We start from the raw sequence: 21988 nt of genomic DNA on the forward strand, positions 1-21988 counted from the left end.
GGCAACGGCTACTGGGGCCGGTGTTGGCGGGTAGGCAAATAAAAAATCAGCAACGGCACAGGCCGTTGCTGATCAGGTGTTGCAGGTCGATGAACGCTGGGGTTACAGCGGACGACCGATACCGTTGCAGACGTCGGTCTTGCCGATGCTCAGGGAGTTGCCGGCGGTCAGGAAGCTGCTGCGGATCGCGCTTTTCCAGGAGTCTGGCAGCGGTACGAAACGGTTGGCACGGATCGCATCATCGTTGTTGACGGTCTCGCCGTAGTGCTGGGCAAAGAAGTCACGCACCTGGTTGGACTGGTCGCCGTTGATATAGCACTGGCTGAAGATCAGGTTGGTGAAGCCCAGGATCGGGTAGCCCGACGTTGGGTAAGGCACCACACCGGCTACGCCGCTTTTACCGAATACAGGTACCCACTTGTCCGGGTTGGAGCGATCAGCCACGGCAGGTACCGACACGTCATCAATTGCAGCGGAAACGTTATCCGGCGCTGGCGATACACCTGCAGTGTTGCTGGCCACGTCCTTGCCAACGCGAGCGACCTTGGTAGCGTCGTCCAGGCCTTCCAGGGTAGTGGCGGCGTAGTCAGGGCTCATGTAGGTGATACGGCCTTCAGCGACCGTCGTATCGTTCAAGGCATTCATCACACCTTGGCTGCCCGCAGCAGAAACGGCACCGGCCGGCAGGCCACCGCTGTAGCTGTTGGCAAAGGTGGTGGTAACGGCGAAGCTGCCGGTTTCAGCGCACTGGGCGTTGAGGAAGCGCGTGAACAGTTCGGTGGTGCCGCTGCTTTCGCTGCGGTAAACCACGGTGATTGCACCGCTACGGCCAGCGCCCGTGATCTGGCTCCAGTCAGTGAGACGACCCGAGAACACACCACACAGTTCGTTGACGCTCAGGTCAACGGCGTTGGCACCGCTCTTGCGAAAAGGAATGGCAACCGAAGTGGCTACCGAAGGCACCTGGATCAGCTTGCCCCAGCCTGGTTGCTTGGCCGATGCGTAGGTCGACAACTCAGTGGCATTGAGCTTGGAATCGCTGCCCGCCCAGTGCACGTTCTTGGTGGTCACGCCAGGTACGAGCTTGTCGTACTTGTTTTCCAGGAATGCCGCTTTGCCGTTGCCGCTGCCGACACCGATGTACGCGGCGAAACCGGCAGTCAGGACGCCGGGGGTCTGGTACAGCGGCTGTGGCAGGGTTGCACCGCCACCGTTGATATCAGCGAATGCTGCCTGGGCCGAGCACAGGGCCGCGAGGGTCATGGATGCCGCGAGAACGTTGCGCTTAAACATGAAGAAGCTCCTTTCGTCGTGTTCATACGTTGAGGTAGATGGCTCTTGCATGACGCCATGGCACTCGGTTCACACGCCTTGATCCAGAGGGCTTGCCGGGCGAGGCCATGGACACGAAGTTCGCAGTTTCCGATGACAGATGTAGGAAAAAACCTCGGGAGGAACAGCTTGATTTTTAAAAAGATTCTCGGGTGTTTTGGCAATGATTCTGGCTTTTAACGGGGTGGGGAACAGACAGGTTTCACCGGGTGCGGTGCCGGCTGTGCGCCTCGATTGGAAAGATGACGCAATGACGAACCCGAGGTTGGATAGAACTGACTGCGAACACCGCTCCCACATTTGGATTTGTGTGTATCAAGTGACCAGTTGGTTGATCTCGATGATCGGCAACAGCACCGCCATCACGATCACCAGCACCACCGCGCCCATCACCACGATCATCAACGGCTCCAGCAAGGCCGTCATGCCCATGGCCCGCCGTTCGATATCCCGTGACAGGGTTTGCGCCGCGCGCTCCAGCATGGGCGGCAGGGAACCGGTTTTTTCACCGCTGGCGATCAGGTGGATCAACACCGGGGGGAAGACCTTTTCCAGCGCCAGTGCCGGCGCCAGGTTGACCCCCTCGCGCACCTTGGCCGTGGCATCACTGACGCTCTGGCTCAGGCGGTCGTTGGACAGGGTCTGGCGCGCAGCTTCCAGGGCACGCAGCAACGGCACCCCGGCGCCACCGAGGATCGCCAGGGTCGAGGCAAAGCGCGCAGTGTTGAGCCCCAGCACAAACCGCCCGATCAGCGGCAGGCGCAATACCCGGCTGTGCCAGTTCAAGCGCGCCACGGGATTGCGCAGGTACAGGCGCCAACACCAGAAACCACCCACCAGGGCGGCAAAACACAGCGCGCCCCAGGCGCGGATAAAGTCACTGGCATTGAGCATCGCCAGGGTCAGCCCCGGCAGGTCCTGGCGCGCTTGGGAAAAGGCACTGACCACCTGCGGCACCACATAGCTCAACAAGAAGATGACGATGCCAATCGACACCAGGCCCACCACGCCCGGATAGATAAACGCGGTAAGAATCTTGCCGCGCAGGTTGTTGCGTTCCTCGATGTAGTCGGCCAGGCGCTCCATGACCTGGGCCAGGTCGCCAGACTCCTCCCCTGCCGCAATCAACGCCCGGTAGATCGACGGAAAATCCCGTGGCCGTGCGGCCAATGCATCGGCCAGGCGCATGCCACTGCGCACATCGGCGCGCACCGCACTGAGGGTCTGGGCGATGTGTTTTTTTTCCGCCTGCTCGACCGTGGCACTCAGCGCCGCCTCCAGTGGCAAGCTGGCACCGAGCAGGCTGGCGAGTTGGCGGGTGGCCCAGGCCAGGTCGTTGTCCGACAGCTTGGCACTGAACAGGCTGCTGCCGCCCACTGCGTTGGCGCTGCCTTCGACCTGCACCAGCAACGCCGTCAGGCCCCGGCTGCGCAGGCTGGCAAAGGCCGCGCCCTGGCTCTCGGCCTCCAGGTGTCCGGCTTCCAGCTTGCCGCTGGCATCACAGGCTTCATAGCGATAGCGATTCATCAGGCGTCCCGTGTTACGCGCAGGATTTCTTGCGGCGCAGTGGCGCCGCTACGGACCCAGCGCTCGCCGTCTTCACGCATGCTGAACATCCCGGCCTCGCGGGCGGCGATGCGTATTTCCTGCTCGCCGGCGCCCTGGTGGATCAGCCCACGCACCGCATCATCGACGCAGAACAGTTCATGGATACCGGTACGGCCGCTGTAGCCGACCTGGTTGCACTGGTCACACCCCACCGGGCGCCAGGTGCCGGGCGCCGCCGGGTCCAGCTGCTTGCAGTGCGGGCACAGGCGCCGCACCAGGCGCTGGGCCAAGACGCCGAGCAGCGACGAGGCCAGCAGGAACGGCTCCACCCCCATGTCGATCAGGCGATTGACCGCCGACACCGCATCGTTGGTGTGCAGCGTGGCCAGCACCAGGTGGCCGGTGAGCGAGGCCTGCACGGCGATCTGCGCGGTCTCCAGGTCACGGATTTCACCAATCATGATGATGTCCGGGTCCTGGCGCAGAATCGCGCGCAGGGCCAGGGCGAAGGTCATGTCGATCTTGGCGTTGACCTGGATCTGACTGATCCCCGGCAGGTCGTATTCCACCGGGTCTTCCACGGTGAGGATATTGCTGGTACTGGCGTCCAGCCGCGCCAGGGCTGCGTAGAGGCTGGTGGTCTTGCCGCTGCCGGTGGGCCCGGTGACCAGCACGATGCCATGGGGCTGGCGGATCAGGCCATCGAGGCGCGCCAACAGTTGCGGGTCCATGCCGAGCGTTTCCAGTTGCAGGCGCCCGGCCTGTTTATCCAGCAGGCGCATCACCACCCGCTCGCCATGGCCGGTAGGCACCGTCGACACGCGGATATCAATCGGCCGCCCGGCGACCCGCAGGGCGATACGACCGTCCTGGGGCAGGCGTTTTTCGGCGATGTCGAGCTGAGCCATGATCTTGATCCGCGACACCAGCGCGCCATGCAGGGCTTTGCGCGGCGACACCACATCGCGCAGGGTGCCGTCGACGCGGTAGCGCACCACCGAGTGGGTTTCGAAGGGCTCGATATGAATGTCACTGGCTTCGTCGCGGGCGGCCTGGGTCAGCAAGGCGTTGATCATGCGAATCACCGGAGCGCCGTCCTGGGTGTCGAGCAGGTCGGTGATTTCGGGGATGTCTTGCATCAGGCGGTCGAGGTCGACTTCGTTTTCGGCCGCGCCGACCACCGCTGCAGCACTGCCGGTGTCGGCGTAGGCGCTGGCCAGCAGGCCGTCGAGTTCATCGTCGCGTACATGCTCGATGGGGGCCTGGCCGAATTGGCGATGGACTTCGCTGATCGACCAGCCGGGAGTCGAGGGGCAGATGGTCAGGCGCGGGCCGTTGGGGGTGGGGTGCAGGAGAATGCGTTGGGATTTGGCCCAGGCGTAGGGGAGCAGGCTCATGGTGTTTGAGCCCTTTGATTGGGGACATATCCGTTATTTTTGTGATGCCAACTGGTGGTTTCGCTCTTACAGCAAGTCACCTTGGAAAAGCCCCAAAGTAACCAAAAGGCTCTTGCCCCACCACTCGCTGCCTCGCCCAGGCTCGGAACGGGGCGCTCAAGATCAAAAGTACCAGCAACCCCCTGTGGGAGCTGTCGAGCCCTAGCGAGGCTGCGATAGCGGTGGGTCAGGCGACATGGATGTTGATCATGCCGCCGCCATCGCAGCCTCGCTAGGGCTCGACAGCTCCCACATTTTGAATGGGGTGTCTCTGGACTGGCTGCATTGACTGGGGGGGCGTTTGCCAAAAGTGACCCGCTGTAAGAGCGAAACCCTAAGTAGCCGTTACCACAGGAATGGATATGTACCCCCACAACACAATTGCCGCCACTGCAGGCAAGCCAGCCCCTACAGGTGATACAACTCACGGCTGTGTACTCCCACGAACCGGCACCGCCCCCGGAATCGCCTTCTCCACCGCCGGCAACTGCGGCGCCTGCACATCCGGCAGCGCCCAACTGTGCTGCGGCTGCAACCCACCCTGGGCACGGCGCATAAAGTCATAGCGATTAAGCGTAATACTGCGCCCCGCGCCACTGTCGCGAATGATGTAGGGCCGCAAGAACACCATCAGGTTGGTCTTGTTCACACTGCGCGACTCATTGCGAAACAGCGCGCCCAGCCCCGGGATGTCCGATAGCCACGGCACCGCGTCGTTGCTCTGGGTATAGCCATCCTGCAACAACCCGCCCAGCACCATGATCTGTCCATCATCGAGCAAGATGCTGGTATCGATCGCCCGCTTGTTGGTCACCGTCCCCGCCTCCACCGACGCGCGGGCGTCGACGCTGCTGACTTCCTGGTAGATATCCAGCTTCACCGTGCCGCCCTCGGAGATCTGTGGCCGCACGTTCAGCTTGAGGCCCACTTCTTCACGCTGCACGGTCTGGAACGGGTTGTTGCTGGTGCCACCGCCACCGGTCACGTAGCTGCCGGTGACGAAGGGAATGGTCTGGCCGACGAAGATACTCGCCGCTTCGTTGTCCAGGGTCAGCAGGTTGGGCGTGGACAACACATTGGTCCCGCCCTTGCTCTTCAACGCCCGCGCCAGGACCTTGAGGTCCAGCACCCGGCCGATCCCCGGAATATCCACCGTGCCGTCCACCAGGCCGATGTTCAGGCCCTTGGGCAACACGTCGATACTGGTCTTGCTGGTGGGGGTGCCGTTGATTCCGCTGCCGCCCAGGTTGACCCCGCCAAAACCACCCTTGCCGCCCAGGTTGCCGGCCTGCCACTGCACGCCGAATTCGCTGGCATCGTCTTCGTTGACTTCGACGATCAGGCTTTCGATCACCACCTGGGCGCGGCGCTGGTCGAGCATGTCGATCACTTCACGCAGGTTGCGGTACAGCGGATCGGGTGCGGAAATCAGCAGGGTGTTGGTGGTCGCATCGGCCTGGATCGTCACGCCGCCGGCACTGAAAGCGGTGTTCTGCTCGCTGGTGGTATTGCTCGCACCAGCGCTGTCCTTTGCATAACCACTGGGCTGGACACCACTACCGGTCGGCGTGCCACTGCTGTTCTGGGGGCTGCCCTGACTGGTAGTGCCTGCCCCGCCCATTGCACTCAACTGGGTGCGGGCCTCGTCACTCACGCCACTTTCGCTTTCACCGGTGAGCATGCCGCGCAGGGATTGCGCCAGCTTGCCGGCCTGGGCGTTGCGCAGGTACACCACGTGCATATTGCTGGGGTTGCTCTGGGCATTGTCGAGTTTGTAGATCAGGTTGCGCGCCAGTTCCGTACGCTCGGGGCTGCCGGCGCGGATGATGATCGAGTTGGAGCGTGGGTCGCCGACCACGGTGATCTTCTGGGTCTGGTCGTTGCCCTGGGTTTCCAGCAACTCGGCGACCATCGCCGCGATATCGACGGCAATGCCGTTTTGCACCGGCACCACGTCGGTGTCGATGGCGCTCGGGGTGTCGATGCCGTCGATGATCTGCGCCACCCGCGCGAGATTTTCCGCATAGTCGGTGATGACGATGCTGTTGTTGCCGGGGTAGGCATTGATCGGATTGTTTGGCGAGACAATGGGCCGCAATACCGGGATCAGGTTCACCGCGTTTTCGTATTGCAGGCGGAAGGTGCGGGTCTGCATGCCATTGCCACTGGGGCTGGCGGCATTGTAGATCGGCCCGCCCAGCAGCTTGGCATCGGCTTCCGGGACCACCTGGGCCACACCGCCGACGTCCACCACGCTGAAGCCCTGCATGCGCAGCGCCGCCAGCAGCATGTCATAGGCCTGATGCGCCGGGACCTGGCCTTCGCTGACCAGGGTCAGGTTGCCCTTGACCCGTGGATCCACCAGGAACTGCTGGCCGGTGGCGCGGGACAAGGCGCGCACCACCGCCTGGATTTCGGCTTCGACAAAGTTCAATTGCACCGGCTGGTCGCCCAGCGGGTTGCGCTCTTTGGCCGGGGCGGCGGCATGGCCACGGGCGCGTTGGGTCACCGGGTGCTGGACCCGTGGCTGTGGGGTGATTTCACGCTGGCGCTCGGGTATCGGCACACCGTTGCGCCGGGTATCGGCCAGGGGCTGGCCGAGTTCGCTGTCCACCAGCAATGGCGCGGGTGTCGGCGACTGGGTGTTGCTGCAGGCACTGAGCGCCAGCAACAGCAACGGCGCTACCTGGCGAAACGGCGCCGAAAGGGCGAATGACCACTTCATGAAGCTTCCTTAGCGCCAGGCGCCTGATCCATGCGAACGGTCCCGGACAATCTGCCGGCCGGGTTTTCAGCGGTGTCGCCAACACGCTGCAAGCGCGCTTGGGACACCTCCAGGGAAAGTGCGCGTGGGCTCGCCAGCAACCATCCGACCACGGCATCCGCTGGCGCGTCGGTAAAGGTCAGGCGCCAGCCGTTGGAGTCCACGACCTGCAATTGATAGCGGCCTTCAAGTCCGGCAGCGTCGAGGGCCTGGCGCAAGGCACCTTCGCGGTCTTGCCCGGCGCGCGCGCCGGCACTGGCGCCCTGCAACAGCGCCTGCAAGGTGGCAGCCTGGGTACGCAGCTTGGGGGTTTCGGCTTGCCAGTAGTCGATCTGCTGCAAGGGCGGTTCAATCAACAGCAACCACACCAGCAGGCCCGCCAACACTGCCCCGCCGCCGCCCAGCAGGCGTTTTTCGCGCAGCGCCAGGGCGTTCCAGAACGCCTGGAACTGACCACGCAGGCGTTGATAGCTGAGCTTACTCATTGGCGTCTTCCGGGCTGTCGAGCGGCCCAAGGGTCCAGCCGTGATCATCACGGGTGGCGGTGAAACCGGCCTGGGCCAGCGCCGCCTGCCAATCACCTGCGGCCGTCGGGTTGCGACTGTCGGGCAACAATTGCAGGTGCAAACGGCCTTGTTCAAAAGCCAGGGCCTGGACGCTGCCGACCATAAACGGCAGGTGGCTGCCCGCCAATTGCACCAGGCTGCTGAAACGCTGGCCGGGGTCGGCGCCGGCGCCTTGCGCGGCGGCCAATTGCTGGCGGGCCTGTTGCAGCGGATTGAGGATTACCGGCAATTGCGGGAAGGCCTGCTTGACCTGGGCGATCATCTGCGCCTTGAGCTGTTGCCCTTCGCCCACCTGGCGCGCGGCGTACAGGTTCAGGCCCAGGGTCCAGACCGCCACGGCCAATGCGCTGAGCCCCAGTGCCCGCCCCCAACCACCGTTGCGGGTACGTTTGAGACGCCCGTGCAAACCCCAGCCGGGCACCACACCCTGCCAGCGCTGGGGCGTGTGCTCATCGATCTGATGCAGTTGCGCACCACCGTTCAATAGCGCCTCCAGGGCTCGCGCGCCCAGGGGATGCAAGGCGCTCTGGTGCAGGCTCTGGCGCAGCAGCAGATGCCCCTCGACACACGCTACGCTCAAGCCTCCCGCAGGCGGTACGGGCAAGGCATAGGGCGCCGGGTACAGGCCACGCAGGCTGATATGCACCTGGGCCAGGACTCGGTTCAGTTGTTCCAGGCCCGCCTTTGGCAGCCACCCCACTTGCACTTGCCCGTTGCTCTCCCGGGGGCCATGGACCACCTGCACCTGTGCCATCGGGCCGAGGATCAGCGCCTGGGCTGCACAGGTCACAGCTGCCGTCACCTTGGCCGCCGTCAATGGCGGCAGTTCCAGGCTGGTCAGCAAACTGTCCCCAGGGTGCAGGAAGCACTCGGCCGCCAGGGTCTTGCGCGGTGGTGCCAACTGCCCAAGGCTGGCCTGCCCTTGCCGGCTGACCTGCCCGGTGCGGTCCAGCCAGGCATAGTGCACCAGGCTCTCGGCGCTCAGTTGGTCCAGCGGCGGCAAGGCAATCCGCAAGCGCGTCATGCGCCCACCCGCCACCAGATCACCTGGGGTTGCCGGTCTTCGGGGCGATACAACAGCGCTTGCGCGGCAACCCGGCGCTGCTCGCGACGCGCGCGGCCGTGCCAGCGGAACCACTCGCTGGTGATCCCCACCTGCACCGAATCCACCACCAGGTGGGGCATGCGCAGGCGGTTGACGAAATCGCCCCGGTTGATAAACCAGCGCCCGCTGTCCCGCTCGGCCACCAGCCCCTGGGCCTGGGGCAGGCTGAGCCCCGGCACCACCGCACTGAGCACTTCGGCGCTGGCAGTGTTGCCATTGACCCAGGTATTGCCGGGCAGCACGCTGACATACGCCGCCAGGCGTTGCAGCACACGCGGTTCAAGGCCGTCGATACCGGCGAGGTCATCCAGGCTGCGCAGCATTGGGGCCTTGGCCGGCAGCAGGGTCTGGGCGGCCTCGGGTGAAGTGCTGCGCAGGCTGCTCACCTCACTTTCGCCCGCACGCTGCGCATACGAAGCAAGCACCCGTTGGCTGATGCGCTGGCTGATGCCAGGGTCGATGCCAAGCAACTGGCACAGGCGCTGGAAGCTCTGCAATTGCGCCGCATCGGGCTGCTGCTGGCTGACCAGGTTGCGCAGGTTGAACTTGCCCTGTTCGTCATCCAGGCGCCCCTCGACCGCCCCGGCAAAGGGGCGCGCCCAGGGCTGATCGAGGCGGGTCAGCACGTCTTTGCGCCGCGCATCCCACAACTGTTGTCGACTGGCTTGCAGCGCACCCTGCAACAGCCAACTGCCCTGGACCCGCAGTTGATCGGCCTCCAGGCTGCGGGTAAACACGCTTTGACGGGTGAGCATGGCCCCGGCGAGCACCGCCACCACGGCGGCAATCAGCAACGCGCTGATAATCGCCATGCCATGCTGCTTCGCCGCACTGGGCAAATGCCTGTTCATGGCGCGCCTTACAACTGCCAGGAGCCGATATCGGCATTCACGCCGTCGCCATCCGGTTGGCCGTCGGCCCCGAGGGAAAACACATCGACTTCACCATTGGCGCCAGGGTTGAGGTAGTGATATGGGCGACCCCACGGGTCGTTGGGCAAACGTTCGAGGTAGGCGCGCCAGTTGCTGTTCTTCGCATCGGCCGGGCGCTCGACCAGGACCTTGAGACCCTGGGTCATGTTCGGATAGGTGCCGTGGTCCAGGCGGTAGAGTTTGAGCGCCTGCATCAAGCCACCGATATCTTGCCTGGCGGCTGTGGCCCGCGCCTGATCCGGGCGGTCGAGCACCTTGGGCACCACCATGGCAGCGAGAATCCCGAGAATGACCACCACCACCATGATCTCGATCAGGGTGAAGCCACGCTGGCCCCAAGGGCCTCGCGGGGTGGATGTGACGTGCGCGCTATCCATCTCGACATTCCTTGGCTTGAGTGCTTTTCGTCGCGCAGTGTTGCAAGCCAACATGTCAGGCGTATTGAAAATCCTCGGGAGCTTTGGTCGCCAATCGGTCAAGTGCAGCGGCTAGTCTGCGGGCCTGTTTCCCGGCATTGAGCACGTCATGCGTGGTCGTCACAAGAACCATGGTTTCACCCTGATCGAGGTGCTGGTGGCCCTGGCGATTATTGCCGTGGCCATGGCGGCGGCTGTGCGGGTGGCGGGGTTGATGACCCAGGGCAATGGCCTGTTGCGCGACAAATCCATCGCCATTCTGGCGGCCCAGAGTCGCCTGGCCCAACTGCGCCTGGAGGGGCGCGCAAGCCCCGGACGCAAGACGTTCGAGTGTGATCAGGGGCGCTTGAAGCTGCGCTGTGAACAGGTGGTGGCGGGCGATGGCTCCCTATTGAAGGTCAGCGTGCAGGTGCTGGATGCCACACGCGAGGCGCCGCCCCTGGCACGCCTGGAAACCCTGGTGGACCGCGCGCCTGCGTTGCAACAGGTCAAGGTCGAGTGAGCCTGGGCAAGGCTGGCGCCTCGGGCAGCTTATCGAGATTGACCCGGACCTTTTCGGCGCCCCGCTCGATCACCACCCCATCGCCCTCGATGGCCGCCAGGCGTACGCCGGGGCTGAGGCGCTCACCGGCGAGAAAACTGCGTGGCGGTCCTTCGTTGAGGCTGAGGATTGCCACTGCACCCTGGGCACCAGCCAGCACCCCGGACACCTTGACCTGCAGCGCCGCCGGCACATCGGCAAACCATTGCAGCGCCGGGCTGTCACTGCGCGCCGCCAACGCCTGGGGTGCAATCGGCGGGGTATGGGACTGCGCAGACGTCAGCAGCAGCGGCGTCCATGTAGCAACCCCGGCCAGCGTCGCCAGCAAGGCCAGGGCCTGGACGCCGTGGGCGGCAGATAAGCGATCGATGAATGCCATGGGCGGGACCTCCTGTTTGTCCGTCCCGACAGCCTACAGGGCAATTCTCACGGTTTTATTTCAGTGGTTGATCCGGTTGAGGGCACACGCATGACGGATCGCAGGCAACGCGGTTTCACCTTGATCGAGTTGATGGTGGTGCTGGTGATCATTGGCATCGCCAGCGCTGCCATCAGCCTGAGCATCAAGCCGGACCCCTTGCACCTGTTGCGCAAGGACGCCGAGCGCCTGGCTCAGGTGTTGCAAATCGCCCAGGCCGAAGCCCGCGCCGATGGCCGCGCAATCACTTGGCGCGCGGATGCCAACGGCTACCGCTTGAGCCGCAGCCGCGACGATGCCCCAGGGCTGGAGGACTTCAAGGACGATCCACAACTGCGCCCACGGACCTGGGACACCACGCCGCTGCAGGTGCGCATCGAACCCCGGCAAACCCTGGTGCTGAATGCCGAATGGATCAACCCGCCGCTGCAGGTGCTGTTGTCGGACGGGCAGCACAGCCTCAGCCTGCAACGTGATGCAACCGGCGCCCTGCGCGTGGTGAGCCCGCCATGAACCGTAACCAGCAAGGCTTTACCCTGATCGAGGTGATGGTGGCGATCATGCTGATGGCGGTGGTCAGCCTGATTGCCTGGCGCGGCCTGGACAGCGTGACCCGCGCCGACGCCCACTTGCAGGCGAGTACCGAACAGACCCAGGCGCTGCTGCGTGCCCTGAACCAGTTGCAACTGGACGTCAGCCTGCGCGCCGGGGTGGAACTGGCGCCGCCACCCACCGCCGACCAGCCCCCCGCCGCAGACGCTTTGCCGGCGGTGACCGTGCGCAGTTCCGATAGCCAGGGGTTTCGCCTGGAGCTGATCCGCAGCGCACCAACCCCCGGCGATGGTCTGCAACGGGTGCGGTGGTGGCTCAAGGGCGACACCTTGTACCGCGCCGCAGCACCGGCGCGGGATCGCTATCCGCTGCCGGCCCCCAAGGAGGCCGTGGCGGTGTTGAGCCAGGTCAGCGACCTGCAAGTACGGGTCTGGGATAACGACAAGGGCTGGCGGCAGTTGAGCGGCAATCGCCGAAACAATCCGGCGGGGCTGGAAATCACCCTGGTGCGGCAGACACCGCAGGGGGTGGAGCGCTATCGGCAGGTGTTGGGACCGCTGGACTGAACGGTGTGCGATGGCCTGCTGTAGGAGCGAGCTTGCTCGCGAAGAACCCGAGAGCGCCGCGTTCATCCAGGGTGCGCACGTTATCGTTGACGTGCTTCGCGAGCAAGCTCGCTCCTACAGTGGGAACGGCATTAGCTGAGCAACACCACCCCACCCGGCAGCTGCGTGCATTTGGCCCCATAGGCATCGCGAATCAGCAATGCCACGCCTGCCAGTTGCTCCAGGCTGAAGCGCGCCTGCACCCGGCGTTTGCCCAGTTCGCGATTGAGCAAGACCAACATCCCCGGCCGGTAACGGTTGATCTCGTCGATCACCGTGTCCAGCGTGGCGTTATTGAACACCAGTACCTGCTCGCGCCAGGCGATCACGGCCTCGGTGTCCACCGTCAGTACTTGCCCCAGCCCTGCCGCGTCGTAGGTCAACTGGCGCCCGCTGTCCAGGCGCACGCTGCGCCCACCCACGGCAACCGCCAGCGAGCCTTCAATGCAGGTCACGCATACACTGTGATCGGTGTTGCGCACATTGAATCGCGCCTGGCTCGCACTCAGCCACCCTGCCCCCGCCTGTACCGTCAGCGGCTGCGCCGCCAGCACCTCGACCTCGCCTTCAAGCAATTCAATGCCCTGCTCACGCCGGCTGATACGGGTCTGGGTGTTGAGCTCCAGGCTGATGCCCTCGCTCAGTTCAACCCGCCGCTGCTCACCCACTTGCGTGCGGTAGTCGGCACTCAACCCGGCAAAACCACCGGGCACCGTGACGCGTACCATCACCAAGGCAGCCGAGGCGGCCAGCGCCCCGCCGAGGAACGCACGCCGGCCAAAATGCCGGGGTGCCTGGGCCTGTGCCAGCGCCGGGGTCAATTGTTGCCACAACAACTTGGCGTGTTCGAAAGCCTGGGCGTGCTCCGGGCTCTGGGCGCACCACTGGCGCAAGGCCTTGGCATCGGCCACGGTCGCCTGGCCCGAGGTCAGGAGGACCAGCCAATCGCGCGCTTCGTCGTGCAATCGGCTGTCGGGCGTGCCCCGGGCAGTGGGAAAGCTAAAAATTTTCAAGCGCGCAGGTACTCACGGATTGTCAGGGACTCAACACTAAGACGGTTTTCCGGCGCCGGGACCGAACCGCTGGATGACTTTTCTTTCCAGGCGCTGGGCGCAATGCCCCAGGGCGGCCTTGATTTCCTTCTCGACCATGCGCGTGGAGATGCCGAAACGCTGGGAGATTTCCAGGTGCGGCGCTTCCTCCAGGCGGGCCGCGATGAGGATCTTGCGGCGCCGGGCGGGCAGTTCGTAGAGGGCTTTGAGCAAGGACTGGATTTCTTTCTGGCCGCCCACCACCCGCGAGGGATCCTGGGCTTCGTCGCTGATGTTGAGCAACTCCTGGACCTCACTGCCGGTCAGCAGGCGGGCATCGGCCTGGCGCCGGTCGGCGGCGATGTTCAGGGCCATGCGATACAGATAGGCATTGGGTTGTTGCAGGTTGGCCGGCATGTCCATGCGGTCGACCCGCAGGTAGGTTTCATGCAGGACGTCATTGGCCAGGTCCTCCGAACCCAGGCGCTTGCGCAAACGCACCTTGAAGTCTTCGTAGGAGGCCAGGAACAACCTGACCATTGGCGTGTGCCCGGTATCCTTCATGCCCCGGAAACTCCTTCCCGTGCTGTGCATTCCATGCGTTTTCCTGTGGTGTCGGGCATTAAGAGCAGGGTCAACGGCAACCGCATCGAACTGGGTGCCGGGCGTTCTATCCGGGTGCTGCCCAGGCTGCGGACCAGCGCTTCATCACGCTGCGCATCACCGGTGGAACTGACCAGGCGGCTATGTTCAATCCACCCGTCGCGGTTGACCCAGACCTGTACCAGCGCACGAAAAGTGCCGGGGCGGGTCAAGGGCAAACGGCACAGGCTGGCTTCGACGGCCTGCTGCAAGGCCGTGGCATAACTGCGGTTGAGCCGTGCAGCATTGCGCGGCGACACCCCTCGACCGGCCAGCGGCTGGCTGACTTCAGGCAACTGCAGCGTAAATGCATCACTGCGTGCGTAACGCGCCATCAGGCCACTCCCGGTCAGTAACAGGCCCAAGGCCTGTTGGGCGCTGTAGTGCCCATGCACGCCAATCGAACGCCGCCCGTGGGTCAACTCACGGTCCACCAACACCGCCATCCCGGTGGCACGGCTGAAGGCTTCCAGGGCTGGCACCAGGCTTTGCGCAGGCAGATCCAGGCGCAACACCTTCGGCTCCCCAGCCAGGGCTGCGGGCAGTGGCAACCACATCCAGGCCAACAGCAAGGCCAGGCAGCAGTGTGTGCGCCTCCAAGCCCACCGTTCGACCCCTGCTCTGCCTTGCTGCACGGCTGACGTGTCCTGGGAAAAGCGTCATCCTGAGGCCAATTTATGAACCTGATGTTACGGTGATGGCAAAAAAAACATCACGGTTTCACCCGTTTCATCGGGCTAGACTGGCAAGCACTTACGGCCCACTTCCTCGGGCCAGCCAGGAGGCCCTGATGAAGCGGTTGGTGATGCTGTTGCTGTGTGCGGGCCTGGTGTCGGTCGTGCAGGCCGAGGACACGCCGGGCGGTTGTGTCGAAGCCAGGGTGGATGGGTACAAGGCGCCTGACTATGGGTGCTTGAGCCAGCAGATGGGCGGCAAGGCCGCGCAGAAAAACCGCGAGGCCCGGGAAAAACCGGTCCATCAGCGGCCGCCGAACCAGATTGGCTTGTCGACACCTGCAGCGACCAGCGTGCGGATGGGCAATACGTTTGGGACCGGGGTGAAGGCGCAGCGGCCCTGAGGCCGCCACGCCCTCCACTTATAACAACGACAACGGATAACTGATAATCAACCGGTTCTCATCAAACTCCAGCGTGCTGTAATCGCGACGCAACGTCGAGTTACGCCAGCGCACGTTGAGGTTCTTCGCCACCCCGCTTTGCACCACATACGCCAACTCCGACTCCCGCCCCCATTCCCGGCCATCAGTGACCGCCCCCACATGGGCATTGCTGCCGCGAATATAACGTGTCATCAACGTCAGCCCCGGCACGCCCAGGGCCGCGAAGTCATAGTCATAACGCAGTTGCCAGGAACGCTCGCGCGCTGCGTCGTAGCTGGCGTTGTAGCTGTCGTTGGCCAGGCTGGTGCCGGCAGTGCCATTGACCCGCATCCAGCCGTTCTTCCCGGACATCCGCTGCCCGCCCAGGTACAGGGTATGGGCACCTGTTTTTGCCGAAAGCATCGCCGACAGCGCACGGTTTTCCAGGTCGCCGGCCAGGGCCTTGGCGTTTTCTTCGCCAGAGAAATAACCCAGGTTGGCCCCCAATACCCAACTGCCCAGGGGCTGGCTGTGGATCAGGTTGAAGTAGCGCTGCTGATAGATATCGGCCAGTTCCGAGTACCACACGCCCACTTGGGTTCGCTTGTCGTTGAACTGGTACTCGGCGCCGCCGAAGTTGAAACGGTCCGAGGTCACATCCGCGCGCCCGGCCATGAACATGTCTTCCATGCTCGCGTCATTGCGCGGGCTGTTGGCGCGGAACTGACCGCCGTACAGCGTCAAGCCGTTGAGCTCGCGGGAGGTCAATTGCGCGCCGCGAAAGGTCTGGGTCAGCGAACGGCCATCGTCGGAGCGCAACACCGGCAGGGCCGGTGCCCACTCCCCGACCTTGAGCTCGGTGTTGGAAAGCTTCGCCTTCAATGCCACGCCCAATCGCCCGAAATCATCCGCCGGGCGACCGTCGTCGTGCACCGGCAACAACTGGGTGTTGGCGGTGCCCTTGCCGCCATCAAGTTTCACCGCATACAGGCCCAGTACATCCAGGCCAAAACCCACGGTGCCCTGGGTAAAGCCGGAGCGTGCATCGAGGATAAAGCTCTGCGTCCACTCCTCGGCCCTGGCCTGGGAGTAACGATCATCGACAAAGTTGCGATTGATATAGAAGTTGCGCAGGTTCAACGAGGCCTTGGCGTCGTCGACAAAACCTTCGGCATAACTGTTGGCGGTGAACGCCAGGCAGCCCAGCAGCACAGGGTTGGAACGGGAAAGGATGTTCATTGTTGTTATTCCTTTGCTTTTTGACAGGCAACAGTCTCCCGTCGCAGATAAACCGCTATCTGCCGGGAAAATGTCGTGGTGGTTCTAGCTAAGACGTGGCTGGGTTACCTAGCCCGCCAGCGCGATGATCGCCGGCACACTGAGCACCGCCGTGTAATACCCCATGAATTGCACGCCGGTGTTGAAACCCAGAAAGCGCGCCAGGAAACCACCCAGCAACCCAACCGTGACGATCACCAGCAGCCCAAGCAGACCGCCCTCCCAGATACCGATCACCAGCACCAGGCCGATAAACGTTGCGATCACCGCTTCGTGGCTGATCTTGCGCACCACAAAGGCGGCGGCGCCATGGGCAAAGTTCATGGTGAACGGGTAGGCCACCAGGATTGCCACGATCACGGCGAGCATGCCGTAGCCGAGGAAGTCCCAGGTGCTGAGCAGGTTGTGCAGGTTGTTGACCTGGCCGCTGGCGTTGTCCACCCAGAAGCGTGGCGGTGCGTTGAACAATGGCGCGGCCGGGCCGGCAGCCACCGGGCTCAGGGGCAGACCGAAGGCCATCAGCGGGATCAGGGTTTCGGCGATGTAGGTGGACTCGGTAACCCCGTTTCGCGCGGTGATCACCGTGGTCAGGCGGTCGTACGCCTGCTTGATCCGCGCGCCGATCACTTCGCCCATGATCACCGTCATCGCCACCGGGCTGAACACGAACGTCGCGCTCGACACGCTGGCGGCCATGGCCGTGACTTTCACCTGGCGCCGATTGATGACTTTGAACGGGTTGGGGAAATAGCCGCTCCAGCCCTTGACGTCCGGCGCCAGGGAGAACACCCGGTATTCGTTGCGGCGCATGTGCTCGCGCTCACTTGGGGCCAACAGCGAAAACAGCGACGCAATCAGCGGCGCCACGGCGATGCCGAGGAAATAGCTGACTGACAGTTTCACCCCGTAGTGGCCGGTCAAGGCCTGCAACGCGACGATCACCACCACAAACGGCACCAGGGTCAGCACCGAGGCCCAGCGCCCGGCGGAGAAATAGGCAATGGCCAGGGCCGCACACAGGAACACCCACGGCGCGAACTGCTTGATCACCCCGCCAAACGGCGCCAGCAACACCGCGAACAGGACCGACAACGGCACCGCAATCAACGCCGCCACCGCGCCGCCGGTGATCATTTTACGCAGGGCGATATGTGGCACGCCGAGTTTGCGCAGGTAGTTGGCGTCGCCAAGCAAGGCGGTGGCCACCGTATCACCGGGAATGCCCAGCAGAGCCGTGGGCACCGCGTGAGTCATGTGCTTGGCCACCGCGCCCGCGAGGAAGAACGTCAACACCCCGGCAGGTGGTGCGCCGAGCAACACCACCAGCATGGTCAACGGCGCCAGGGTGGCGGTTTCGTCGGTGCCCGAGACCAGGCCGATGGCGGAAAACACCACCGCCCCCAGCAGCCCCAAGGCGAACGCCATCATGATTTCATGCATCAGCATTTCCATCACGGTCGCCCTCCGTTCAGGTGCGCCTGTTCTTCACGAGCCTGGCCCTCACGGAACAAGTCGTACAGCTCCAGTTCGCGCAACTCGGCGATCACTTCGTCAGACAAGTCCTCCAACCGACCAAGGCTGCCGTACTCCTTGAGCAGATCGGCCACCACTTGTGCGCGAAACGCCGGGTCCGCCGCGTGCTCCTGCACGTCACGCTTGGGCGGGAACAACTTGGCGCTGATCACGCCTGCACCCAGGCAGCCGAGCACGCCCACCAGCATGGCGTAGGTCTTGGCCATCTGCGCCGACTCGACGATGGGTTGCAGCAGGTAATGTGCGCCGAAATACGCACCGAGGCTGACCACTGCACCGATGCCGATGGACAGCACCAGGTCGCGGCCATCGATGGTGTCGCCCCAGACCTCATAGAGGTTTTGCTTTTTTGGCGGTGAAAGAGGTTGCTGCATGGTGCCCTCCGCGCCCTTGCGGGCTTGTTGTTTTTATTAAGGCTTTTTATGAGAAGCATTGACGCGCTTTTATGGCTTTCGCCACTCGCGAGCCGCCGACGCGCTGCAACTGGCTGTCGATAAACACGCCGACCTCGATCAATCGCTCAAGGTCGACACCGGTTGCCAAACCCTGGTGTTCCAGCAGGTAGACCAACTCTTCGGTCGCCACATTACCGGTGGCTCCCGGTGAATAAGGGCAGCCACCCAGGCCGGAGACGGAGCTATCGAACACCCTGACCCCGGCCTCCAATGCAGCCTGGACGTTGGCCACGGCCATGCCATAGGTGTCATGGAAATGCCCGGCCAGGGCGCTGACTGGCACCTCTGCAGCACAGGCGGCGATCAGCCGGGAAGTGGCTTGCGCAGTACCGACGCCGATGGTGTCGCCCAGGCTGATTTCATAACAGCCCATCTCATACAGTGCCGTCGTCACCCGTGCCACTTCGCCGGGTGCAACCTCGCCACTGAACGGGCAACCCAACGCGCAGGACACATAACCACGCACCGCCACGCCTACCTCGCGCGCCTTGGCCAACACCGGGCCAAAGCGCTCAAGGCTCTCGGCAATCGAGCAATTGATGTTCTTGCGGGAAAACGCCTCGGAGGCCGCCGCAAACACCGCCACCTCCCGACACCCCACCGCCAGCGCGGCGTCCAGGCCTTGCAGGTTGGGCACCAGGGCGCTGTAGGTCACCCCGGCTGGCTGCCCGAGACGGCGCAGCACCTCGTCGGTGCCGGCCATCTGCGGCACCCAGCGTGGCGAGACAAAGGCCCCCGCCTCCAGGGTTCTCAGCCCCGCCGCGACCAGCCCCTCCAACAGCGCCACGCGGGTTTCTACCGGCAGGCTGCGGGCTTCATTTTGCAGGCCATCGCGCGCGCTCACTTCCACCAACCGCACAGAGTCCACGGTTACTGCCCGCGCTTTTCAAGCAACAGCTCGGCGGCCCGATCAGCGCGCACGTCATGGCTCTCGACCATGCGTTTGACCAGCCAGTCCAACTCTTCACCACGGGCGCCGGCCGACAACGCAACGTTGCGCGCATGCAAGGCCATATGCCCGCGCTGGATGCCTTCGGTGGCCAGGGCACGCAAGGCGCCGAGGTTCTGCGCCAGGCCCACGGCCACGGCGATTTCCCCTAGTTCCTGGGCAGTCTTCACGCCCAGAATGCGCAGCGACAATTGCGCCAGCGGATGGGTCTTCGTCGCCCCGCCCACCAGTCCCAGTGGCATTGGCATTTCCAGGGTACCGACCAAGTGCCCGGCGCCGTCCTTTTCCCAGGTGGTCAGCGAGCCGTAGTGACCGTTGCGGCAGGCGTAGGCATGGGCGCCCGCTTCCACCGCACGCCAGTCATTGCCGGTGGCCACCACCAACGGGTCGATGCCGTTCATGATCCCTTTGTTATGGGTCGCGGCGCGGTACGGGTCGATCACCGCAAAGGTGTAGGCGTCGATGATCCCTTCAATGACTTCTTCACCGCTGTACGCAGCGGTGGCCAGATGCTCAGGGGCGATGCGCAGCTGGGCACGGGACAGGCGCAGGTCCGCCAGGTTGGACAAGATGCGCAGGCGCACCTTGCCGCCAGTCAAGCGTTCCATCAGCGGCGCCACGGCTTCAGCCATGGTGTTGACGGTGTTGGCGCCCATGGCATCGCGCACATCGACGATCAGGTGCGCCACCAGCATCGGCCCGCGCGGGCTGTCGGCAAAGGTGTGGACCTCGATGTCGCGGCAACCGCCACCCAGCTTGATCAGCAATTGGTCCTTGCTGTTGGCCTGGGCGATGATTTCATCCTTGTGCCGCAACAGGCTCAGGCGCGCATTGAACGGGTCAGTAATCCCGACAATCTGCACCTGCGCACGCATCAATGGCGCGCTGCTGGAGGTCTGGAAGCCGCCGGCGTGACGAGTCAGCTTGGCCATGAACGAGGCCGCGGCGACCACCGAGGGCTCTTCCACCACCAACGGGATCAGCACGTCGCGGCCGTTGACCTGGAAGTTGCTGGCCACGGCGTAGGGCAATTCAAAGGTACCGATCACGTTTTCGATCATGCCATCGGCGATCTCCAGGGGCAGCGCGCCAGACCCGCGCAACAGGTCGGCATCAGCCGCGCTGAGGCCCAACAGTTGCTGGAGGTGGTCAAGACGCTGGCGGGGGGACAGGCTACGAAAATTGGGCAAGCGCGAATCGATTGGCATCAGGGGCTCCTTGGGGAGTCATTTGTTATTGGATGACGCCAAATTGCCCGATCTGTAGCCTTGAAAGAAGGTACAGTTTTGCCGGACAGTTACGCGACTGTACCCATAACAAGCACCCCACGAGGAAATGCCCCATGGCGCGCTCGACCCTCGCGCAGCAGGTAGCCAGCGCCATCGCCCAGCAAATCACCGATGGCGCCCTGAAAGCCGGCGAAAAGCTGCCGTCGCTGCGCGAATACATGCGCCTGCACGGTCATTCGAAAAATACCGTGATCACCGCCTACGAACACCTGGCCGCCGAAGGCTTGGTGGAGGCCCGCCACGGCCAGGGTTTTTTTGTCATCAAGCGCGTGGCGCAGCCCCGCGAAGAAGACGACAGCCTGCCCTACAACCGGGCGCTGGACACCATCTGGATGATGCGCCAGCAGTTCCTGCGCGACCCTGGGCATTCGCCCCTGGGGGAAGGTTTCCCGCCGGTTGAATGGCTGATGGATATGCGCCTGGACAAGTTCCATCGCCAGGTGGTGCGGGCCGGTGTCACCACTTTGTTTCGCTATGGCACGCGCCTGGGCAACGCCGGGCTGCGCGCACGCCTGGTCCAGAAGCTGGCGGACTACAACATCAAGGTCTCGACCCGCCAGTTGGTCACAACGCTTGGGGCCAACCATGCCATGGACCTGATCATCCGCCGCTACGTCAACCCGGGCGACCCGGTGCTGGTGGAAGACCCCGGCTACTACCCGCTGTTTGGCAAACTGCAATTGCAAGGCGCGACTATGCTCGGCGTGCCACGCGAGCCCGACGGACCGAACCTGGAGGTGTTGGAGCAGTTGCTCAAGGCCCATCGCCCCAAACTGTTCTTCCTGCAATCGATTGGGCATAACCCCACGGGCTCGGACTTGTCACCGGCCAAGGCGCACCAGTTGCTGCGCATCGCCGAGACTTACGACCTGCTGCTGGTGGAAAACGACGCCATGGCCGATTTCAAGCCCAGCTCGGCGATCAAACTCTCAGCCCTGGACCAACTCAACCGCACGTTGTACCTGGGCAGTTTTTCCAAGTCAGTGTCGGCCGCGCTGCGGGTGGGGTTTATCGCAGGCAGCAAGCAGCGGGTCGAAGAGTTGGCCGATATCAAGATGATCCTGCATAACAGCGGCGCCGAGTACAGCGAGCGGACCATCGACGTGATCCTCGGCGAAGGTCAGTTCCTGCGGCACTTGTCGCGCCTGCAAGATCGCCTGCGCCAGGCCACCGCCCGCGGCCTGGCCTTGCTCGACGAACTGGGCGCCGAGGTGTTTTGCCGCCCCGAACAAAGCCTGTACCTGTGGGCGCGTTTCCCCCAGGTCGACGACGCCAACCTGCTGACCCGCCTGTGCCTGGCCGAGGGCGTGATGCTCGCACCGGGGGCGATTTTCTCCACCCAACCCAAGAGCGTCGTGCCCTGGACCCGGCTCAACGTGGCGTATCTGGATGACCCGGTGTTCTGCCGGATCATCCGACAAATGCAGCAATAAACCGCAATCCATAGGAATGTGCCGAAAGATTTGCCAGAATGCGCGACTTAGAAACATTCGCATT

22 protein-coding genes are annotated in these 21988 nt (G+C 63.8%); 5 read left to right on the forward strand and 17 right to left on the reverse strand.

The features are described from left to right. Positions 1 to 102: 102 nt before the first annotated feature. The 8 genes from KL786_RS09035 to gspG all read right to left on the reverse strand — a co-directional run bounded on the left by KL786_RS09035 (position 103) and on the right by gspG (position 10060). Positions 103 to 1293, reverse strand: a complete 1191-nt coding sequence (locus KL786_RS09035) for a substrate-binding domain-containing protein (RefSeq protein WP_032861026.1) — start codon at positions 1291 to 1293, stop codon at positions 103 to 105. Between the two features lie 354 nt (positions 1294 to 1647). Beyond that, positions 1648 to 2859: a type II secretion system inner membrane protein GspF gene (gene gspF / locus KL786_RS09040; RefSeq protein ID WP_215517374.1), complete on the reverse strand. Its 1212-nt coding sequence runs from the start codon at positions 2857 to 2859 to the stop codon at positions 1648 to 1650. Then, positions 2859 to 4277: a type II secretion system ATPase GspE gene (gene gspE, locus KL786_RS09045; protein ID WP_215517375.1), complete on the reverse strand. Its 1419-nt coding sequence runs from the start codon at positions 4275 to 4277 to the stop codon at positions 2859 to 2861. Before gspE ends, gspF begins: the two co-directional genes overlap by 1 nt. Before the next feature lie 463 nt (positions 4278 to 4740). Then, the gene (gene gspD / locus KL786_RS09050; RefSeq protein WP_215517376.1) at positions 4741 to 7041 is read right to left on the reverse strand and encodes a type II secretion system secretin GspD; all 2301 of its coding nucleotides are present in this window, start codon (positions 7039 to 7041) and stop codon (positions 4741 to 4743) included. Next, on the reverse strand, positions 7038 to 7565 hold the full coding sequence (locus tag KL786_RS09055; RefSeq protein WP_215517377.1) for a type II secretion system protein M: 528 nt from the start codon (positions 7563 to 7565) through the stop codon (positions 7038 to 7040). Before KL786_RS09055 ends, gspD begins: the two co-directional genes overlap by 4 nt. Beyond that, complete coding sequence (gspL, locus tag KL786_RS09060) at positions 7558 to 8670, reverse strand: type II secretion system protein GspL (RefSeq protein WP_215517378.1); 1113 nt, start codon at positions 8668 to 8670, stop codon at positions 7558 to 7560. The genes KL786_RS09055 and gspL overlap by 8 nt, the downstream gene beginning before the upstream one ends. After that, positions 8667 to 9602, reverse strand: coding sequence for a type II secretion system minor pseudopilin GspK (gene gspK / locus KL786_RS09065; RefSeq protein ID WP_215517379.1), 936 nt, complete (start codon positions 9600 to 9602; stop codon positions 8667 to 8669). Before gspK ends, gspL begins: the two co-directional genes overlap by 4 nt. An 8-nt stretch (positions 9603 to 9610) precedes the next feature. Further along, on the reverse strand, positions 9611 to 10060 hold the full coding sequence (gene gspG, locus KL786_RS09070) for a type II secretion system major pseudopilin GspG (protein ID WP_215517380.1): 450 nt from the start codon (positions 10058 to 10060) through the stop codon (positions 9611 to 9613). 148 nt (positions 10061 to 10208) lie between these two features. Here gspG and gspI point away from each other — a divergent pair, with 148 nt between their 5' ends. Continuing rightward, on the forward strand, positions 10209 to 10601 hold the full coding sequence (gspI, locus tag KL786_RS09075) for a type II secretion system minor pseudopilin GspI (RefSeq protein ID WP_215517381.1): 393 nt from the start codon (positions 10209 to 10211) through the stop codon (positions 10599 to 10601). Here the strand turns inward: gspI and KL786_RS09080 are convergent. Further along, complete coding sequence (locus tag KL786_RS09080) at positions 10588 to 11019, reverse strand: type II secretion system protein N (protein ID WP_065943723.1); 432 nt, start codon at positions 11017 to 11019, stop codon at positions 10588 to 10590. The genes gspI and KL786_RS09080 overlap by 14 nt on opposite strands. A gap of 90 nt (positions 11020 to 11109) precedes the next feature. Between KL786_RS09080 and gspH the strand changes: the two genes are divergently transcribed. Both gspH and KL786_RS09090 read left to right on the forward strand, forming a co-directional pair. Continuing rightward, complete coding sequence (gspH, locus tag KL786_RS09085) at positions 11110 to 11571, forward strand: type II secretion system minor pseudopilin GspH (protein WP_215517382.1); 462 nt, start codon at positions 11110 to 11112, stop codon at positions 11569 to 11571. Further along, positions 11568 to 12176, forward strand: a complete 609-nt coding sequence (locus KL786_RS09090; RefSeq protein ID WP_215517383.1) for a type II secretion system protein GspJ — start codon at positions 11568 to 11570, stop codon at positions 12174 to 12176. Before gspH ends, KL786_RS09090 begins: the two co-directional genes overlap by 4 nt. A 131-nt stretch (positions 12177 to 12307) precedes the next feature. On the opposite strand, the gene KL786_RS09095 is transcribed toward KL786_RS09090, so the two are convergent. Genes KL786_RS09095 through KL786_RS09105 form a run of 3 tightly spaced genes read right to left on the reverse strand, consistent with a single transcriptional unit; the run spans position 12308 to position 14445 of the window. Next, positions 12308 to 13228: a FecR family protein gene (locus KL786_RS09095; protein ID WP_215517384.1), complete on the reverse strand. Its 921-nt coding sequence runs from the start codon at positions 13226 to 13228 to the stop codon at positions 12308 to 12310. Between the two features lie 36 nt (positions 13229 to 13264). Further along, positions 13265 to 13810 (reverse strand): RNA polymerase sigma factor, encoded by a 546-nt coding sequence (locus KL786_RS09100; protein WP_032861042.1) that lies wholly within the window; start codon positions 13808 to 13810, stop codon positions 13265 to 13267. Further along, the gene (locus tag KL786_RS09105; RefSeq protein WP_215517451.1) at positions 13807 to 14445 is read right to left on the reverse strand and encodes a secretin and TonB N-terminal domain-containing protein; all 639 of its coding nucleotides are present in this window, start codon (positions 14443 to 14445) and stop codon (positions 13807 to 13809) included. Before KL786_RS09105 ends, KL786_RS09100 begins: the two co-directional genes overlap by 4 nt. 233 nt (positions 14446 to 14678) lie before the next feature. On the opposite strand from KL786_RS09105, the gene KL786_RS09110 reads away from it, so the two are divergent. Next, complete coding sequence (locus tag KL786_RS09110; protein WP_215517385.1) at positions 14679 to 14966, forward strand: hypothetical protein; 288 nt, start codon at positions 14679 to 14681, stop codon at positions 14964 to 14966. An 18-nt stretch (positions 14967 to 14984) separates the two neighbouring features. Here the strand turns inward: KL786_RS09110 and KL786_RS09115 are convergent, their stop codons facing one another. The 5 genes from KL786_RS09115 to KL786_RS09135 all read right to left on the reverse strand — a co-directional run bounded on the left by KL786_RS09115 (position 14985) and on the right by KL786_RS09135 (position 20410). Further along, the gene (locus KL786_RS09115; RefSeq protein WP_215517386.1) at positions 14985 to 16226 is read right to left on the reverse strand and encodes an OprD family porin; all 1242 of its coding nucleotides are present in this window, start codon (positions 16224 to 16226) and stop codon (positions 14985 to 14987) included. 108 nt (positions 16227 to 16334) lie between these two features. Next, positions 16335 to 17705, reverse strand: a complete 1371-nt coding sequence (locus KL786_RS09120; RefSeq protein ID WP_373290069.1) for a tripartite tricarboxylate transporter permease — start codon at positions 17703 to 17705, stop codon at positions 16335 to 16337. An 11-nt stretch (positions 17706 to 17716) separates the two neighbouring features. Then, entirely contained in the window at positions 17717 to 18172 is a 456-nt protein-coding gene (locus tag KL786_RS09125; protein ID WP_090290851.1) for a hypothetical protein, read from the reverse strand. A 46-nt stretch (positions 18173 to 18218) separates the two neighbouring features. Continuing rightward, entirely contained in the window at positions 18219 to 19121 is a 903-nt protein-coding gene (locus tag KL786_RS09130; RefSeq protein WP_215517387.1) for a hydroxymethylglutaryl-CoA lyase, read from the reverse strand. A gap of 2 nt (positions 19122 to 19123) precedes the next feature. Beyond that, entirely contained in the window at positions 19124 to 20410 is a 1287-nt protein-coding gene (locus KL786_RS09135) for a hydroxymethylglutaryl-CoA reductase, degradative (RefSeq protein WP_215517388.1), read from the reverse strand. Between the two features lie 134 nt (positions 20411 to 20544). Between KL786_RS09135 and KL786_RS09140 the strand changes: the two genes are divergently transcribed. Beyond that, positions 20545 to 21924 (forward strand): aminotransferase-like domain-containing protein, encoded by a 1380-nt coding sequence (locus tag KL786_RS09140; protein WP_215517389.1) that lies wholly within the window; start codon positions 20545 to 20547, stop codon positions 21922 to 21924. Positions 21925 to 21988 lie beyond the last annotated feature (64 nt).

The organism is Pseudomonas sp. TAE6080, from assembly GCF_018732265.1.
GTDB classification, from domain to species: domain Bacteria; phylum Pseudomonadota; class Gammaproteobacteria; order Pseudomonadales; family Pseudomonadaceae; genus Aquipseudomonas; species Aquipseudomonas brenneri.

Coding starts and splice junctions, on each gene's coding strand:
- KL786_RS09035 (WP_032861026.1), bottom strand. CDS start 1,293: ATGTTTAAGCGCAACGTTCTCGCGGCATCCATGACCCTCGCGGCCCTG.
- gspF (WP_215517374.1), bottom strand. CDS start 2,859: ATGAATCGCTATCGCTATGAAGCCTGTGATGCCAGCGGCAAGCTGGAA.
- gspE (WP_215517375.1), bottom strand. CDS start 4,277: ATGAGCCTGCTCCCCTACGCCTGGGCCAAATCCCAACGCATTCTCCTG.
- gspD (WP_215517376.1), bottom strand. CDS start 7,041: ATGAAGTGGTCATTCGCCCTTTCGGCGCCGTTTCGCCAGGTAGCGCCG.
- KL786_RS09055 (WP_215517377.1), bottom strand. CDS start 7,565: ATGAGTAAGCTCAGCTATCAACGCCTGCGTGGTCAGTTCCAGGCGTTC.
- gspL (WP_215517378.1), bottom strand. CDS start 8,670: ATGACGCGCTTGCGGATTGCCTTGCCGCCGCTGGACCAACTGAGCGCC.
- gspK (WP_215517379.1), bottom strand. CDS start 9,602: ATGAACAGGCATTTGCCCAGTGCGGCGAAGCAGCATGGCATGGCGATT.
- gspG (WP_215517380.1), bottom strand. CDS start 10,060: ATGGATAGCGCGCACGTCACATCCACCCCGCGAGGCCCTTGGGGCCAG.
- gspI (WP_215517381.1), top strand. CDS start 10,209: ATGCGTGGTCGTCACAAGAACCATGGTTTCACCCTGATCGAGGTGCTG.
- KL786_RS09080 (WP_065943723.1), bottom strand. CDS start 11,019: ATGGCATTCATCGATCGCTTATCTGCCGCCCACGGCGTCCAGGCCCTG.
- gspH (WP_215517382.1), top strand. CDS start 11,110: ATGACGGATCGCAGGCAACGCGGTTTCACCTTGATCGAGTTGATGGTG.
- KL786_RS09090 (WP_215517383.1), top strand. CDS start 11,568: ATGAACCGTAACCAGCAAGGCTTTACCCTGATCGAGGTGATGGTGGCG.
- KL786_RS09100 (WP_032861042.1), bottom strand. CDS start 13,810: ATGAAGGATACCGGGCACACGCCAATGGTCAGGTTGTTCCTGGCCTCC.
- KL786_RS09105 (WP_215517451.1), bottom strand. CDS start 14,445: ATGTGGTTGCCACTGCCCGCAGCCCTGGCTGGGGAGCCGAAGGTGTTG.
- KL786_RS09110 (WP_215517385.1), top strand. CDS start 14,679: ATGAAGCGGTTGGTGATGCTGTTGCTGTGTGCGGGCCTGGTGTCGGTC.
- KL786_RS09115 (WP_215517386.1), bottom strand. CDS start 16,226: ATGAACATCCTTTCCCGTTCCAACCCTGTGCTGCTGGGCTGCCTGGCG.
- KL786_RS09120 (WP_373290069.1), bottom strand. CDS start 17,705: ATGCATGAAATCATGATGGCGTTCGCCTTGGGGCTGCTGGGGGCGGTG.
- KL786_RS09125 (WP_090290851.1), bottom strand. CDS start 18,172: ATGCAGCAACCTCTTTCACCGCCAAAAAAGCAAAACCTCTATGAGGTC.
- KL786_RS09135 (WP_215517388.1), bottom strand. CDS start 20,410: ATGCCAATCGATTCGCGCTTGCCCAATTTTCGTAGCCTGTCCCCCCGC.
- KL786_RS09140 (WP_215517389.1), top strand. CDS start 20,545: ATGGCGCGCTCGACCCTCGCGCAGCAGGTAGCCAGCGCCATCGCCCAG.